The sequence below is a fragment of the Inquilinus sp. KBS0705 genome (genome assembly GCA_005938025.2).
In the GTDB taxonomy this organism is placed as follows: Bacteria; Bacteroidota; Bacteroidia; order Sphingobacteriales; family Sphingobacteriaceae; genus Mucilaginibacter.
In genome coordinates this window covers 1,608,660-1,625,126 of the sequence record VCCI02000001.1, presented here as the reverse complement: position 1 = coordinate 1,625,126, position 16,467 = coordinate 1,608,660, and the positions used below count along the sequence as shown (strand labels likewise).

At 43.3% G+C, this 16,467-nt stretch carries 18 protein-coding genes; 11 read left to right on the top strand and 7 right to left on the bottom strand.

Annotation, left to right across the window (positions count from 1 at the left end; genetic code table 11):
* Window positions 1-4 precede the first annotated feature (4 nt).
* The 3 genes from FFF34_007115 to FFF34_007105 form a co-directional block, all read right to left on the bottom strand.
* Window positions 5-1,087: an AI-2E family transporter gene (locus FFF34_007115; GenBank protein ID TSD67158.1), complete on the bottom strand. Its 1,083-nt coding sequence runs from the start codon at window positions 1,085-1,087 to the stop codon at window positions 5-7.
* 102 nt (window positions 1,088-1,189) lie between these two features.
* A complete protein-coding gene (locus tag FFF34_007110; GenBank protein TSD67157.1) occupies window positions 1,190-1,660 on the bottom strand; it encodes a hypothetical protein in 471 nt (156 codons plus the stop codon).
* A 105-nt stretch (window positions 1,661-1,765) separates the two neighbouring features.
* Window positions 1,766-2,446: a hypothetical protein gene (locus FFF34_007105; GenBank protein ID TSD67156.1), complete on the bottom strand. Its 681-nt coding sequence runs from the start codon at window positions 2,444-2,446 to the stop codon at window positions 1,766-1,768.
* Between the two features lie 40 nt (window positions 2,447-2,486).
* On the opposite strand from FFF34_007105, the gene FFF34_007100 reads away from it, so the two are divergent.
* Together FFF34_007100 and FFF34_007095 are read left to right on the top strand one after the other, a co-directional pair.
* Window positions 2,487-3,500, top strand: a complete 1,014-nt coding sequence (locus tag FFF34_007100; GenBank protein ID TSD67155.1) for an aminotransferase class I/II-fold pyridoxal phosphate-dependent enzyme — start codon at window positions 2,487-2,489, stop codon at window positions 3,498-3,500.
* 114 nt (window positions 3,501-3,614) lie between these two features.
* Entirely contained in the window at window positions 3,615-4,700 is a 1,086-nt protein-coding gene (locus FFF34_007095) for a DNA topoisomerase IB (GenBank protein ID TSD67154.1), read from the top strand.
* Between the two features lie 101 nt (window positions 4,701-4,801).
* Here FFF34_007095 and FFF34_007090 read toward each other — a convergent pair whose 3' ends face one another.
* Both FFF34_007090 and FFF34_007085 read right to left on the bottom strand, forming a co-directional pair.
* Window positions 4,802-6,703, bottom strand: a complete 1,902-nt coding sequence (locus FFF34_007090; GenBank protein TSD67153.1) for a M56 family metallopeptidase — start codon at window positions 6,701-6,703, stop codon at window positions 4,802-4,804.
* An 11-nt stretch (window positions 6,704-6,714) separates the two neighbouring features.
* Window positions 6,715-7,071, bottom strand: coding sequence for a BlaI/MecI/CopY family transcriptional regulator (locus tag FFF34_007085; protein ID TSD67152.1), 357 nt, complete (start codon window positions 7,069-7,071; stop codon window positions 6,715-6,717).
* 344 nt (window positions 7,072-7,415) lie between these two features.
* On the opposite strand from FFF34_007085, the gene FFF34_007080 reads away from it, so the two are divergent.
* The 4 genes from FFF34_007080 (at window position 7,416) to FFF34_007065 (ending at window position 10,217) form a co-directional block, all read left to right on the top strand.
* Window positions 7,416-8,261, top strand: coding sequence for an SDR family oxidoreductase (locus tag FFF34_007080; protein TSD67151.1), 846 nt, complete (start codon window positions 7,416-7,418; stop codon window positions 8,259-8,261).
* A gap of 70 nt (window positions 8,262-8,331) precedes the next feature.
* A complete protein-coding gene (locus FFF34_007075) occupies window positions 8,332-8,850 on the top strand; it encodes a c-type cytochrome (GenBank protein TSD67150.1) in 519 nt (172 codons plus the stop codon).
* Between the two features lie 78 nt (window positions 8,851-8,928).
* Window positions 8,929-9,822: a hypothetical protein gene (locus tag FFF34_007070; GenBank protein TSD67149.1), complete on the top strand. Its 894-nt coding sequence runs from the start codon at window positions 8,929-8,931 to the stop codon at window positions 9,820-9,822.
* A 92-nt stretch (window positions 9,823-9,914) separates the two neighbouring features.
* Window positions 9,915-10,217 (top strand): GIY-YIG nuclease family protein, encoded by a 303-nt coding sequence (locus FFF34_007065; protein TSD67148.1) that lies wholly within the window; start codon window positions 9,915-9,917, stop codon window positions 10,215-10,217.
* Window positions 10,218-10,396: 179 nt separating this feature from the next.
* Here FFF34_007065 and FFF34_007060 read toward each other — a convergent pair whose 3' ends face one another.
* The gene (locus FFF34_007060; GenBank protein ID TSD67147.1) at window positions 10,397-11,611 is read right to left on the bottom strand and encodes an NAD(P)/FAD-dependent oxidoreductase; all 1,215 of its coding nucleotides are present in this window, start codon (window positions 11,609-11,611) and stop codon (window positions 10,397-10,399) included.
* Between FFF34_007060 and FFF34_007055 the strand changes: the two genes are divergently transcribed.
* From FFF34_007055 to accC, 4 genes are all read left to right on the top strand, one after another.
* The gene (locus tag FFF34_007055) at window positions 11,610-12,233 is read left to right on the top strand and encodes an NADH-quinone oxidoreductase subunit A (protein TSD67146.1); all 624 of its coding nucleotides are present in this window, start codon (window positions 11,610-11,612) and stop codon (window positions 12,231-12,233) included. The two genes, FFF34_007060 and FFF34_007055, sit on opposite strands and share 2 nt — an antisense overlap.
* Entirely contained in the window at window positions 12,223-12,702 is a 480-nt protein-coding gene (locus tag FFF34_007050) for an NADH-quinone oxidoreductase subunit B (protein TSD67145.1), read from the top strand. The genes FFF34_007055 and FFF34_007050 overlap by 11 nt, the downstream gene beginning before the upstream one ends.
* Before the next feature lie 56 nt (window positions 12,703-12,758).
* Window positions 12,759-13,268 carry an SMI1/KNR4 family protein gene (locus FFF34_007045; protein ID TSD67144.1) on the top strand — a complete coding sequence of 170 codons (510 nt, stop codon included), beginning with the start codon at window positions 12,759-12,761 and terminating at the stop codon, window positions 13,266-13,268.
* Between the two features lie 577 nt (window positions 13,269-13,845).
* Window positions 13,846-15,321 carry an acetyl-CoA carboxylase biotin carboxylase subunit gene (accC, locus tag FFF34_007040; GenBank protein ID TSD67143.1) on the top strand — a complete coding sequence of 492 codons (1,476 nt, stop codon included), beginning with the start codon at window positions 13,846-13,848 and terminating at the stop codon, window positions 15,319-15,321.
* Window positions 15,322-15,327: 6 nt separating this feature from the next.
* On the opposite strand, the gene FFF34_007035 is transcribed toward accC, so the two are convergent.
* Window positions 15,328-15,783, bottom strand: a complete 456-nt coding sequence (locus FFF34_007035) for an NUDIX domain-containing protein (protein TSD67142.1) — start codon at window positions 15,781-15,783, stop codon at window positions 15,328-15,330.
* 78 nt (window positions 15,784-15,861) lie between these two features.
* Here FFF34_007035 and FFF34_007030 point away from each other — a divergent pair, with 78 nt between their 5' ends.
* The gene (locus FFF34_007030) at window positions 15,862-16,365 is read left to right on the top strand and encodes an SRPBCC domain-containing protein (protein ID TSD67141.1); all 504 of its coding nucleotides are present in this window, start codon (window positions 15,862-15,864) and stop codon (window positions 16,363-16,365) included.
* Window positions 16,366-16,467: the final 102 nt, after the last annotated feature.

Sequence of the window (16,467 nt, the reverse complement as noted above, 5' to 3'; positions counted from 1 at the left end):
CCCATTAATCGCTATCTAAAACCCGTTTATGTGCCAGCGGCGCGCTATCAGGATTTATCTTTTTTACATACAGCTCATCCACCAATATAATAATGATGGCCAGCAATGGCACCGCTAATATAATGCCCAGCACACCCGATACGGTACCCATAATTACCTGGCTGATGATGGTTAGGGCCGGCGGTATATCTATCATCTTTTTTTGAATAAGTGGTGTTACAATATTGCTTACTATTGTTTGCGATAGCATGTAAAGCAAGGCGGTTATAATAGCTGTATTAGGCCCTATGGTTAAGGCCAGCAGGACGCCGGGTATCATTGCCACCAGCGAGCCAAAGTTGGGTATAAGCTTTAAAAGGCCTGTTAAAAGACCTAACACCAAGGCTACAGGTATGCCAATAATGCTTAGCCCGGTAGATATCATAAAGGTGATCAAAACCATCGATAGCATCATTCCCTTAAGCCAGCCTTTAAGCGACAGGCTGGTGCGGTCTATTACTTGTTTAGCCAGCGGCTTGTTTCGGTTGGGGAAAAGCTTTACTATTCCATCCTTATACAGCGAGGGGCTTGCCGTAAAAAATATTCCTAAAAATAATATCAGATAGATGTTGCCCAATACCCCAAAACTGGTGCTAAAAAATTTTTGAGCGGTAACCATCATTGTTTCGGTATTGTCGCCGGCAAAATAGTCTAATACTTTTTGGCCTATGGGCGTTTCGGCCAGTTTTGCTTTGGCGGTATTTATAGTGTTGGGCAGGCTTTCGCTTAACACCGCCACCTGGCTTTGTATTTTGGTGCCCATAAACCACAGCAGCATACCTAAAATTACAAAAGACCCGGCTACAGAAATAACCATGCATAGCCTGCGGCTCCATTTGGTGCGGCGTTCAATAATATCGCCTAAGCCATGAAAGTAAACCGCTATAAGCGAGCCGGCAAGTACCATCAATAGCACATTAAAAGCAACACGGGCAATTAGTATGGCAACTACCAACAGCGCCACAATGGCAACTGTATGCCATACTTTTTCTATAAAGGTGAGTTCTTTTTCGGTAGGGGTATCTTTTACGGGGTCTTTTTCGGCCATAGCAATCAGCTGTTACTGTATAACAGGACAGACGGCATAGCTAAAAGTTTTAAAAAAGTAATTGGTGTTTTTCCGCCAGTGCCAAGTTACCAGCCATTAATGCTAAACTTTAGTTTGACCGGCTTCGCGTTGATTATATTCTTTAATAGCTTTCTCCATGTCGAATTTTTCTTGTCTTGGAATAGGCTTGATAAACAAGTAGGAATATACATTGCCTATAACCATGATCATCATGCTGCTTAGCCATATCCAGTAACCGATTCGATAACCAGTGATATAAGAAGTGCCGCCCCCTTCGTTGACTGTCATTTCGGTACATTTTAGAAATAATAGTCCTATAAACAAAGCAATGCTACTTGCAGATAACGACAACCATGAGTCTTTGCGAATATAGATCCATGAAAATAAAAGTGCCGGATTAGCAACCCAAATAAATCCAGTGAACGAAGAAAAAAAGCCGAAGGCACCTGATATTAAACAAAGTAAGCCTTGACCAGTGTCCCCGTCTTCAGCCCGTGTATCAAAACAGGGCATTATTAGTGCAACTGCAAATATCGCAATGCTTATCGTCATGAAAATCAAAGGGGCTATTAATCTTTTGGTCGTCACAAGCACAGGTTTATTACTGGAAGGTTAAGCAAATGGATCAAAAGAAATATCAATAACAAATATTTACTGCTATTTACGCAAGGCCTGCACTTTATTAAAATAGGCCACCAACTTATCCATGCTGTTTATATTGTATTTTCCGGCTCGTATATGGTCAACCACCTCGGGTTCGTCTCCCATCACATCGGCCATTACTTCAATAAAATTCTCGTTGGTAAGGTGCTGCATGCTGGCGGTGCTGCTGCCGTAATAATAGCTCATTTTAGCTTTTTTACCACCATTGCCGCCACCGCCGAAAGATATACCCAAGCCACCGCCAAAGCCGGTACCGTAGCCACCGCCGGTGCTTAAGCCTACACCCGGCGATACGTGTATACCGCTGCCACCACCACTGCCTGCGCCACGGGTGGCATATATTTTTACATCCTGGTTAACCACCACGCGCACAAAGTCAAGGTCCTTTTTGGCCCAGGTTTCGTTACCGGGGGCGTGTGCTACTACAAAGCTGTCTTTACCAACCACAAAAGATTGCAGGTCGCTGGTGCTTAATGCATAGGGTTTTGCTTTTTCGTCTTCTTTAAACTCAATAAAGCCCTCGTTTTTAATAGGGCCACTACCGCCGGGATTGGGGTGTATAAAGCCGGTTGTTTTAACACCTTTAACATCGGTAAAATAGCCGGGTTGCCATTTTTGCGATTTTGCCGATACAAACGTCAGCATAAAAAATAAAATGATTAAAATTGGGCGCATAATTAAAATACAAATAACGCATTTTTTACTTATTTAATATATGATAACTGTTGACCTGCGCAGCGATACCGTAACCAAACCTACCCCCGGCATGCTGGAGGCCATGTGGAGTGCCAAAGTAGGCGATGATGTTTTTGGCGAAGACGAAACCGTTAACGCACTGGAACAAAAAACGGCTGATATATTCGGCATGGAGGCCGGGATATTCTGCCCATCAGGCACCATGACCAACCAGATAGCCATTAAATGCTTTACCCAGCCACTTGATGAACTGATTGCCGACCAAACCGCGCATGTATACCGTTACGAGGGTGGGGGAATTGCCTTTAATTCGGGCGTATCTACCCGCTTGCTTAATGGTTACCGGGGCATACTTACCCCCGAAATGATAGAGCCGGAAATAAACGCCGAAAATATACACTACCCCCATACCAGCTTAGTAGTGCTGGAAAATACGGTGAACAAAGGCGGCGGGGCTTGTTACACTATTAACCAAATAAAACCCATAGCCCAGCTATGCCACGATAAAGATCTGATATTACATTTAGATGGTGCCCGCATTTTTAACGCCCTTGCCCACACCGGCGATAGCGCCAAAGAGTATGGCAAATACTTTAATGGTATATCGGTTTGCCTGTCGAAAGGCTTGGGTGCACCCGTCGGCTCGGTTTTACTGGGCGATAAAGCCACCATTAAAAAGGCTCGCCGTTTACGCAAAGTATTTGGCGGCGGTATGCGCCAGGCAGGCTTTTTGGCTGCGGCAGGCATTTACGCGCTCGACCACCATGTTGAACGTTTGAAAGTAGACCATGCCCATGCCGCTATATTAGGCGAAGAATTAGGCAAATGCAACTGGGTAAGCAGTGTTATGCCTGTTGAAACCAATATTGTTTTATTTGACACCATTGAACCTACTGCCGCAGTATTACACAAATTAGCCGATAAAGGCATTAAAGCCAGCGATACCGGCCCCAACCGAATCCGTTTTGTAACGCATTTGGATGTACACTCCGATCAGGTGGAGTACGTTGTGGCAACGCTTAAAAGTCTTTAGTCCGAAGTATAAAGTCTAAAGTCCGGGGCTGCCACTATCCGACTTAAGACTTCGGGCTAAAGACTTTATACTTAGGATAAAACCTTTGAGTTAATTTAATGTTGTTCAAATCAAATGAACCGACTCCTAAAAAAACTCGAAAAAATTGGCCGCGACCCTAAGATAACTGCAAAAGCTGTAGGTCTGCGCTACGTATCAGATTCTACGCCCGGTTATACGCGTAAAAGATCGGGTAAAGGCTGGAGTTACTATGATACCGAAGGTAATTTAGTTAAGGATAAAGAACTTATTAAACGGTTTAACAGCTTAGTTATACCGCCAGCGTACACCAATGTGTGGATATCGCCGTATGATAACGGCCATTTACAATTTACCGGTACCGATGCTGCCGGGCGCAAGCAATACCGTTATCACCCTTACTGGAACCAAATTCGCAATCAATCAAAGTATCACCGCCTGCAAACCTTTGCGGCGCATTTGCCTGCTATACGCCAGCAGGTAGATAAAGACCTTGCCCGCCATAATTTAGATTACGAGAAAGTGGTGGCCCTTGTGGTTAGGCTAATGGAACTCACCAGCATACGGGTAGGTAACGAATCCTATAAAAAGCTGTATGGATCGTTTGGCTTAACAACTTTAATGGACAGGCACGTAAAAATTGACGGGACGACGCTAAAATTTGAGTTTAAAGGCAAAAAAGGCGTGATGCATAAAATAGCCCTGCAAAGTAAAAAACTGGCGCGGCTGGTTAAGCAGTGCCGCGATATACCGGGTAAAGAGCTTTTTCAGTATTACAACCAAAACGGGGAGCATTGCACTATAGGGTCAGGCGATATCAATACTTACTTAAAAAATATTACCGGCGAAGATTTTACTGCCAAAGATTTCCGCACCTGGGCAGGTAGTGTAAGTGCGCTGTATGCCTTTAAAGAAGCCGGTGAGTTTAATAATATTACCGAATGCCGCAGAAAAATTGTGAGCGTGTTAGATGAAGTAGCTATAAACCTGGGGAACACCCGCACTGTTTGTAAAAAATATTACGTGCACCCAACGGTAATAAAAAGCTACGAAGAGGGCACCATTTTTAAATACATTAACGAGCTAAACGAGGATAAGGATATTAAAGCTGCTGAGCTTAATATAGCCGAAAGGGCATTATTAAATTTATTAGAAAATGAGAAACTGGAAAAAGCAAGTTAATTGCTACAGCCCTTTAAAACAAGCTAAGGCCGACCGGGTGCCCCCGACCAACCTTGCCCTAACTTAGGTTAGATTGAAACTATTAACTGATCTGAAAAGCCTTACTTGCCTTTTTTAGTGTAAATGTAAACCACACCATATTTAGCCTTATCGCCGTATTTTTTGATGGTATCGCTGTTGGATTGTATATCCATGCGGTCGATATCAAAGGCTGATATTTTCTTTAATTCCTTTTCGGTTGCCTCTTTGCCATCGATAATGATCAACTTATCTGATATGCGGTTTACATTGCCATTTGAGTTTATAAAATGCACCTGGTTGTTAAGTTTATTTAAGGTAGCCGGGCGTTCAAATACTTCTACCTGTGCTAAGCCTGTGTTGTCAGTTATATTCTTATCGAGTTGTAGTCCAACACCATTTTTAAACCTAAGCCCACTATCGGTACGGAAAAGTTTAGGGTTTGCATAATTTGTCACTGTCACCGTGCCGTTATTGCGGGCTACGCCTGTGCCGCTTATACTGCTTGCGCTGCCGCCGCTGCCTTTGCCAAATATGGCTATATCGGTACCGTTGATGCTTTGCGGCACGCCATCTTTTATTACCCTTAGGTTGGTTAGCTGCCTGTTGGTGCCTAATTTTTTAAGCAATTTTTTGCCGGCCTCAGAGTCTTTGGTAGTTACAAATACAACTTTGTTATTGTTATCAAACCTAAGGTCTCTATCCGGGCCCAGTATACCATCAAGCGCATCGGCAGATACAATGTTAATGGCTTCGATATTTTGCGGGTTCACGTTTTTAAAGTCCGACGGTTTTGTTTTAACGCCATTCACCACAAAATTTGCCGAATCCATGCTGTTTATGTTCAGGTTATTATTGGTGGTAATAGTAACCGTACCGCGTGCTTTGTTAATATTAGCTTTCCTTACCGAATCTATCTCCACTTTCATATCTGCAACTATCTTTAACTTTTCGGGCTTATCGGGTACAGTATCGGGTTGTATGGTAATTGCAGTTTTAAAAGAGGTAGCAGCTGTTTTTATAGCGGCGGTTACAGGTTGCATGGCCCTGGTAATTTGCACGCTTACCGGTTTTACCATGCTGTTTAATTTAACGTTGATAGGTTTGGTTACACTGGCCTTGGTAAGCGTGAAAACCAATAGCAGCGCAACAACTGCAGGTACCACAAACACATAGCGTGTTAAGGTAAACCTCGAAGATCTTTTAGCGTTCATCATAATTATACGTTTTTTAATGGTTGATATATTAAAGTGATTAACTATGCCGGGCGTGTTGCTGTTAAAGCTCACATTAACCAGGCTGTATTGGTATGTTTTAGTATCAAAACCTTTGTTCAGTATTTTACGGTCGGTTATAAATTCAATGTTTTCGCGCACGGCCTTTTTCATCAGCCATATACCGGGGTTAAACCAGTAAAAAATGCTGCTCAGTTCGGCTAACAAGATATCAACAGTGTGCAAGCCATTCACGTGCACCTGTTCGTGCTGTAAAATAGCTTCAAGGTCGGTAGGGGTATGGTTGGCCGGGTTTACATAAATACTTCTCCAAAACGAAAAAGGAGCGGCTTCGCCATTAATTAACCTCACCTGGTGGTTATTTACAGTGCCGGGCTTTGAACCGCGGTATAGTTTATACAGCGAAAATAGCTGCACCAATAATCTTATACCCAATAAAGCGGCACCTGCCCAAAAAACCACACTCGCCCAATACCAATAGTTAGGATGTGCTAAGGGTTTTATAAGTGTTTGCGCGGGTGCTTGCCAATATATAGCCACCGTTTGCACAGGCTTGGCTATAGCCACATGCTTTTGGGCAAAACCGGTCAGGTCTATGTTAGGGTACAGGGTAGAAAATATAATTGCGGTTACCAAATAAACGCGGTTAAGCGTGTAAAAGGTAAGGTGGCGCAATACCAGGTAGTAGCCCGCACAAAATAGCAGCAGGGCAATGTTTACTTTAAATAAAAAAACAAATAAAGCTGGCATAATGGTAAGTATTAAGGTTTTTCTATCAGTTGTATGATCTCTTTCAACTCAACCGCGCTTATCTTTTTTTCGTTGGCAAAAAAGGTAACCAGGTCTTTATACGAGTTTTTAAAATAGTCGCTTACAAAACCGCTCATAAAGCGTTTTTTATATTCTTCCTCATTAATAGCAGGGGTGTAGCGGTACGAGTTGCCCATTTTTTCGCTACTTACAAAGCCTTTGCGCTCCAGGTTTTTAACGGTTGATGCAAGGGTAGTGTAGGGCGGCTTAGGCTCGTTAAGCTGATCAAGAAAATCTTTAATAAAACCGGTGCCGGCCTGCCATACGGCCTGCATAGCTTCTTCTTCTTGTTGGGATAGTTTTTCCATATCTTTCTACGAATATTTCGTAAATATACGATGTGTTCGTAATAAACCAAATTATTTAACATTTTTTTACAAAAAAATTTACCCTTGGTGATGTAAGCGGTTTGTTAATGTATGTTGCCATTAACTACAGTGAACACTAAGAAGGCGTAGAGTAAGGCAGAGGTGTTATTATCTAAAATTTAAATTTTATTAGATACTGCTTGGTTTATTTAAACAAAAAAATAAAAAGCTAATTGCCACAGGCACAAGGTTTTCGCTCAGGTTAATTTAGCCTTTGCATTTGCATGGGGTTAAAAATGTATTAGTTTTGATGTGAGCTAATAATGTGTTAAACCCAAGCTAAAATGCCTATCACTACTACAGTTATTACCGGTGCAACATCCGGTATCGGAAAAGAAACAGCATTGGCCCTTGCACAAAAGGGGCATGCTATTTACCTGCTGGTGCGCAATACCGCCAAAGGCGAAGAGCTTAAAGCGTATATTATTGAGCATACAAAAAATAAAAGCATTTACGTGGTAGAATGCGACCTTGCCGACCTAAAAAGCGTGCAAACAGCTGCCGAATTACTTAAGGGTAGTTTGCTGGCCATTAATGTACTTATTAATAATGCCGGTGGCATATTTACTAATTACGAAGAAAGTAAAGACGGCTTTGAAATGACCTTTGCCGTAAACCACTTAGGGCATTTTTTACTGGTGCAAAACCTGTTGCCGGTGTTAGAGCGCGGGCAGACACGTATAATCAACGTAAGTTCTGACGCGCATAAAATAGGCAAGCCCAACTTCAAAGATCTGAAATGGAAAAACAGGGCATATTCTGCCTTTACCGCTTATGGTACAGCCAAGCTGTTCAATATATTTTTCACCCGGTCGCTTGCTATAAAGTATGGCCCTAAGGGCGTTACCTCATTTGCACTGCACCCCGGCCTGGTGAATACAGGCTTTGGCGCTCAACTTGTGGGGATGGGCAAAATGTTGATGTGGCTGATGCGGCCATTTATGATATCGGCAGAAGAAGGGGCAAAAACCACTGTTTACCTGGCAACCGCAGGCCGTGTTGATGCCAAAAGCGGCAAGTATTTTAAAAATCGCGAGGTTAAGGGCACATCGGCAGCTGCTGCCAGCGAAGATGGGCGTAACAAACTTTGGGAGTTAAGCATGAGCTTAGTTGAGCCATTTTTAAGTTGATTTGTAATATTGTTGACACCTATTGGAGTTTTAGTTTTTTTAAATTAGCTTAGTTATCTTAAATAACCTTATGACCATTAATAAAAAATTATTTGCCGTAGCGGCCCTGTTAGGTGTAATAGGCATTATGGCCATGGCACCTGCCCAACCTAAAGATGATGACGAAGGATTTAAAAACCTTAAGGTTTTGCCTAAAAACATCTCGAAAGAACAATTGCATGATGTAATGGAAGAATGGGAGCATGCCTTAGGTGCACGCTGTAGTTTTTGCCATGTGCGTAACGAGGATACTAAAAAAATGGACTTTGTAAGCGATGCCAAACCCGAAAAGGAAATGGCGCGCCACATGTTCCAGATGATGAACAAGATCAATAAAAAATATTTTGGCGCCAAAAAAGGCCCCGACGGTATGCTGATGGAAAGCGGTGTTAATTGCAATAGCTGCCATCGCGGTACATCGCACCCCGAAGTGGTGAAGGCATCTGGTGGCCCGGGTGGCCCGCCGCCGGGAGCTAAACCAGGCGAAGGCCCGCCACCATCGCAAGGTGGTACGCCGCCAACACCTCCGCCATCGGGTGGCCGCGAATAAAAAAGACATCACTTAATGTATTTGCTGAGCATCAATTTTGTAAATTGGTGCTCAGCTTGTTTAAAACCAATTTATAACATGTTAAACAGAAGAAAATTCATCGTTAATACCACCAAAGCTACCGGTGGTTTGGCCTTGCTAAGCATGGTGCCATCATTTGTAAAGGGAGGGGTATTGTATCCGTACGAGCAATATACCGTGCAGCAAATAATAGATATTGTATTAAAAGAGGGTAAGTTAACGCCTATACCCGGCACGGTTGATACCCTAAAAAGTGGCAGTGCCGACCAAATAGTTACGGGTATTGTTACCACCATGTTTGCCACAACCGCGGTTATAGAGCAGGCGAACAAGTTGGGTGCCAACTTTATTATAGCGCACGAACCAACCTTTTATAACCATACCGATAATAAAGACGTGGTGAAAGATAACCCAGTTGTGCAACAAAAGGCCGACCTGCTGGCTAAATATAAAATAACCGTTTGGCGCTGCCACGATTATATACACTCTATAAACCCGGATGTAGTGGGCTATGGTGTGCTTAAAAAGGCTGGCTGGCTGCCATATTATAAGGGCGACACTAAGGTAGTTATTCCGCCTGTTAGCTTACAGCAAGTGGTGCAGCATTTAAAAACAACACTAAAAATAGCCCATGTGAGGGTAATAGGTAATTTGCAACAAAGCTGCTCAAATATAGCCCTAATACCTGGCGCGGCCGGTGTTAAGTGGCATATGACGGCGGTAATAAATGACAAGCCCGATGTTTTAATAATAGGCGAACTATCGGAATGGGAAACTGCCGAATTTATACGCGATGCCAACATGCAGGGCCGCAAGATAGCTTTAATAGTACTTGGCCATGCAGTAAGCGAGGAGCCGGGGATGGAGTACTTTGTAGATTGGTTAACCCCTAAACTCCCTGGTGTTAAAATAACCCACATTGCATCCGGTGATCCGTTTATGTGGATGTAGGTGTTTTTATTGAGTATGTCATCTCGAGCGAGCGTAGCGACGAGAGATCTTATACGAGCGACTAATGAGCAAGCTTAGTGCGATTATTATTTATGTGGAACTATAACTTCTATGTTTACATTACAACCAATGCGGAAAAAACTGTATTGTACATTGGCGTAACAAATGATTTGAATAGAAGATTATATGAACACATAGAAGGCCGCGGGAATAGTAGAACATTCACCGGCAAATATTACTGTCATTACCTGATCTATTACGAACATTTTTCGAATATTGAACATGCAATAGAGCGCGAAAAGGAGATTAAAAAATGGCGGCGTGAAAAAAAGGAAAATTTAATCGCCTCAACCAATCCGGAATGGAATTTTCTAAATAAAGAGATAGGGGATTGAACAATCGTGTACCGATGCATGGCGTATAAGATTTCTCCTCCTTCGTCGTTCGAAATGACATCCTTTTTTTAACTTGTTATATAGAGTGAGCGTAGCTACGAGAGATCTTATACAAGCGGCTAATGAGCAAGCTTAGCTGTAGTTCTCCTCCTTCTTCGTTCTAAAGTGACGCGCGGAAATTACAACCCTTGCGCTATTACAAAGCCGCTTGCCCAGGCCCATTGAAAATTATAGCCACCCAGCCAGCCGGTAACATCAACGCACTCCCCGCCAAAAAACAGGCCGGGCACTTTCTTAGCTTCCAGCGTTTTGGATGATAGCTCGTTAGTATCAACACCGCCGGTCATTACTTCGGCTTTGTCGTAGCCTTTGGTGCCTGCGGGTTTCACCTTAAACTCGTGCAGTAAGGCGCTGATGTCTTCCAGTTCGGTTTTGGTGAGCGATGCCAGGTTTTTATCCGCGGGGATGTAATCAACCAGTGCCTCGGCAAACTTACGGGTAAACAAGCCCGAAAGGTAGGCCAGCAGCATTTTTTTACCGTTCTGCTCACGTTCCTGTAATATCAATTCTATAATATCTTTACCGGGCAATAGGTCAATGTAAATATGTTCGCCGGGTTTCCAGTACGATGATATTTGCAATATGGCTGGTCCGCTTAGGCCCCAGTGGGTAAACAAAATATTCTCTTCAAAACTGGCGCGGTCGTTCCACACCCTGCAGAATATACTATTGCCCGATAGTTGCTCATACCAGGGCTGGTCTTTACCGGTAATGGTTAAAGGCACCAGGGCGGGCGAGGTTTCTGTAACCGCCATGCCAAAACTACGCGCAGTGCGCAGGCCAAAATCAGTAGCACCCATTTTAGCTATGGGCAGGCCACCTGCGGCAACAACAACTTTGGGTGCAGTTAAAAGCAGCTCCTTACCTTCCTTATCAACCCGCACATTAAAACCACCTTCAACCTTTTCAACACTTATAACTTCGCTATTGCACCAAATCGGCTGGCCCAAATCATCACATAAATTTGTAAAAATATTCACCACATCTTTAGCCTTGTCACTCAGCGGGAATAGCTGGCCCAGTGTTTTTTCTTTACCTTCAATGCCGTAGGTCTCAAAAAAAGTGATGGTATCATCTACGGTCCATTGCGCCAATGCCGAGCGGCTAAAGTGCTCGTTTTGAGATATGAATTGCTTGTGGGTAGTGTACAGGTTGGTATAATTGCACCTGCCGCCGCCACTAATTAATATTTTGGCACCGGGTTTGTCGTTTTTTTCTAAAACCAAAGTTTGTTTGCCTAAAAAACCGGCTTGTACCGCGCACATCAGTCCGCAGGCACCGCCGCCGATAATTATAGCATCAAAGTTTGATTGTTTTGTTAAATTTGCTGTCATGAATGATGTTGCGCAAATATCAGAATTTGGAAAGATACTTATCTTTTTAATTACAGGCATTGTTTTTATAGGCCTGCTGTTTGGCGTTAATAGAATTTTAGCTCCAAACAACCCTAATGCCGAAAAGCAAAGCACCTACGAGTGCGGCGAGGAACCTACCGGCAGCGCGTGGCTTCCCTTTAACTCCAGGTTTTATGTTATTGCATTGGTGTTTTTGTTGTTTGATGTAGAAATGGTATTTGTTTTCCCCTGGGCAACGGTATTTGGTAATAAAGATATAGCCCAGATAGATAAACGCTGGGGAATGGTATCGTTAACAGAAATGTTTGTGTTTTTGGGTATATTGATACTTGGCCTTGCCTACGTTTGGCGCAAAGGCGACCTGGAATGGATAAAGCCAAACGTTACCATACCGCAAACCGATACTTTTATCCCGCAAAATTTATACAATAAACTAAACGACGAGCAAAGCAATTACAAAGTGCGCGCGTTCAGCACAGAAGTTGCAGAAATGCCTGCCACCGCTACTGCAACTGCTACTAATAATGCCACTGCTACCGCCACTCCCATAAAGAAACCCATGTTTAAGCCATCCTTTAAAAAGCCTGCTAATGACGCCTGATCTGACAAACGAGAGTGGTGGCGTAGTAGTTACCAAAATGAACGACCTGCTTAACTGGGCAAGGCTGTCATCATTATGGCCGGTTAGTTTTGGTATTGCCTGCTGCGCGATAGAAATGATGGGTTCGATGGCATCTACTTACGACCTTGACCGTTTTGGTGTGTTCCCAAGGCCTTCGCCGCGCCAGGCCGATGTTATTATAATAGCCGGCACCGTTACCTTTAAAATGGCCGAACGCATTAAACGCCTGTACGAGCAAATGCCCGAGCCAAAGTATGTTATCTCGATGGGTAGCTGCTCTAATTGCGGCGGCCCTTACTGGCAGCATGGTTACCACGTAGTAAAAGGGGTAGACAGGGTAATCCCTGTTGATGTATACGTACAAGGCTGCCCCCCGCGCCCCGAAGCGCTTATAGGTGCTATATTAGAGTTGCAGAAAAAGATAGAGACGGAAAGTTTGGTGGGGTAGGGTTTGGGGGTTAGAGGGGGGTGCCATAAACACCCTGTCAGAGTCAAAAGAATAAGATGGCAGACATCATAAAGCATAGCGATCATATAATTGCGGAGTTAACCAAGTTCGATAGCGAAATAGCTTTATTAGGGCCACCCATTACCGATAACCGATTGGAGGATTTCGAGCGTCATATCAACCTGAAACTTCCACTTGATTTTAAGTACATGCTATCAGTTCATAATGGTATTTCGTTAGCAGGTGTCGAAATTTACGGTATTGATGAAGCTTTACAAGGCTCCTCCCTGGATGCTGTTTACAAGTTTGAGCATTTTGAAGTAGGGCATAAAATGCCCGCCCATTTTTTACCATTTTCGCCGGATGGCAGGGGGAATCATTATTGCCTTAACCTATCTAAAATAAAAGATGACCAATGCCCCGTGGTATTTTGGCAATGGGATTTTGAATACGAAAGCATTGATGATGTTGAAGAATGCAATATCAACTTTTTAAGCTGGGTAAAAGAAGTAATGATAGGCTGGACACTGGAAGATTATAACTACGACGGCACAGAAAAGAAATAAGCATTCGCAGATTACAAATCCGGACCATTGAGATAGTGATTCACTATCTGATCATTTTTAAAACAGGAGAAAATATTTGTTGTTTAAGTTAATAACAAACAATATAAATATGTTAACCCCAATAGCATTCGTTATCATTATAGCATTCGCGGCACTTGCCTTGTATCTTATCATTCGTAAAGACAAGGGCAAAGAAGAGAAGCGGTAACAGCATCAAATTCGTTGGTCCGGATTTGCAATGTTTTAGATTCCGACCAGAGAGATTACCGCAGCCGTCTGTCCGCGCGGACAGCAACGAATTAAAAAAAAAGCTTTTTTAATTGAAGAAATATTTTATATTAGTGGGTGAGGGGTAGCGAAAAAAAACGAAAATTCTCCGTTGTAAACAACAAAAAAACGTAAAAATTTACAGCTAAAAGTGTAAAGTTTTGTGGCTATACGCGCTGCAAAGCCATTTTTTGATGCTAAAACCATCCTTAACAAAACATCATCCCGTTTATTGTTATTTTAATGCGATTGCACTGCTAAAATAGCGTGCCCGTTTTTACCTTTCAACTAATCTGCTACATTTGTTATTATGCAAAAAATACTGGTAGCAAACCGCGGCGAAATAGCCTTACGTGTAATGCGCTCGGCCCGCGAAATGGGTATTAAAACGGTAGCCGTATACTCCGCCGCCGACCGCGATGCCCTGCATGTGCGCTATGCCGATGAGGCTGTGTTTATTGGCGAGGCGCCTTCAAATCAATCGTATCTGGTTGGCGATAAGATCATTGCCGCCTGTAAACAAACCGGTGCAGAAGGTATACACCCAGGCTACGGCTTCCTGAGCGAGAACGCCGCTTTTGCAAGGCAGGTACGCGAAGCAGGGCTGATATTGATAGGTCCGTCGCCTGAAGCCATGGAAATAATGGGTAACAAGCTATCGGCTAAGGCAGCTGCATTAAAGTATAATATACCCATGGTGCCCGGCACCGAAGAGGCTATAACAGATGTCAACGAGGCTAAGCAACGCGCCGTTGAGGTGGGTTTTCCGATACTGATAAAAGCCGCTGCGGGTGGTGGTGGTAAGGGTATGCGTATAGTTGATTCCCCCGCCGATTTTGAAGAACAAATGGATCTGGCCGTATCCGAAGCTACATCGGCATTTGGAGATGGCTCGGTATTTATAGAACGCTATGTATCATCCCCACGGCATATCGAGATACAGGTTTTAGGTGATACGCATGGCAACATAGTGCACCTTTATGAGCGGGATTGCTCGGTACAGCGCAGGCACCAAAAGGTAGTAGAGGAAGCACCATCATCTGTACTTACCCCCGAAATAAGGGAATTGATGGGTAAAAGTGCCGTAGACGTCGCCCGGTCTGTTAACTACACCGGCGCAGGCACGGTGGAGTTTATAATGGATGAGCAGCTAAACTTTTATTTTTTAGAGATGAACACCCGCCTGCAGGTAGAGCACCCGGTGACGGAGCTTATAACCGGGATAGATCTTGTAAAAGAGCAGATACAAATAGCGCGCGGCGAAACCATCAGCTTTAAACAGGAAGATCTAACGATACGTGGCCACGCCATGGAACTGCGGGTATATGCCGAAGACCCGGCCAATAACTTTTTACCAGACATTGGTACCCTGCAAACCTATATTACCCCTAAAGGGCCGGGTGTGCGCGTTGATGATGGCTTTGAGCAAGGCATGGAAATACCCATCTACTACGACCCCATGATAGCCAAGCTGATTACCTATGGTAAAGATAGGACAGAGGCCATAGAGCGCATGATACGCGCTATTGACGAGTATAAAATAACTGGCATTACTACAACCTTGGGCTTTGGCCGCTTTGTAATGGGGCACGAGGCATTTACCTCAGGTAACTTTGATACGCACTTTGTTAAAAAGTACTTTACACCTGAAGTGTTACAAAGAGGGAATGAAACCGAGGCGCTAATAGCCGCACTTGTAATGGAAAAATTGCTGTCTTCCACAAAAGTAGCAATGGCTGAAACAGGTGTTGCCCCAATATCAAACTGGGTTAAAAACAGGCGTTAAATAGTACTACATAAGGCCGGCTAACTCGTTGATGAAACCGGCCTGTGCAGCTATTATTTTAATTTTCGCGGTATCTATATCAAACCATTCGGCGCGGTCAATTTCAGGGAAGCTTACTTTTTTGCCCGATTTTGGCGGCCATTCTATTTCAAAAAGGTTACTTACAATAGTCTGTGAAGATATATCGCCCTCTACTGCCCAGGCATATACTGTTTTACCGCTTTTTTGTTTAATAGGGGCAAGAGGAAGAAAATTTCCATCAATAGCTTGTCCGGTTTCTTCCTCAAACTCGCGTCGGGCTGCCGCTAAAGCGTCTTCACTGTCATCAAATTCACCTTTGGGGATAGACCACGAGCCAAGGTCCTTATTTCTGAAAAACGGGCCACCGGGATGCACAAGTAAAACCTGCAAAAGGTTGTTTGTTTTACGATATAATAATATCCCTGCGCTTTGCTTTGGCATAGTAAATGATTTGTAAGCAAATTAGCAAAACACAAAGTATATTGGTTAGTTTTATACAATTACTAAATAAACCCCTTTATGGTTATGGTAGACACCCGGTGGAAAAAATTTAAGTTATGCGGCGATTATAATATTGATATGCGCAGCTTATATATGGCCTGGGCTACACCAGCCGGTCTGGAAAAATGGTTTTTACGCAAAGCTGATTTTTTTACTGTGCCCAAGCGTTTACGCGCGCCGGAAGAGCAAATAATGAAAGAAGACACTTATGCCTGGTACTGGCACGGCTATCATAATGATGTGATAGAAAAAGGTAGTGTGCTGGAAGCAAACGGGCGAGACCAGATTAAATTTACTTTTACCGGTAACACAACAGTTACCGTAAACTTGAGCACCCGCAATGGTTTAACCATTGTTGAATTGCTACAAGAGAACATTCCGCAGGAAAGCGACCCGGAGAAAAACTTGCTGGTTAAATGCCAAATCGGGTGGACATTTTATCTTGCCAACCTTAAATCGGTAATGGAAGGGGGCAAAGACCTTAGGAATAAAAGGGTGGATTTAAGCTCGTGTTTTAAGTAAAAACTAATTTTTTAAGTGAAACATAAATTTGCTAACCAATGGTTGTGTTTTTCTTTTAGTGAAAATTAATTTCTAATTTTTTTTAAAAATGTTAGGTAAATA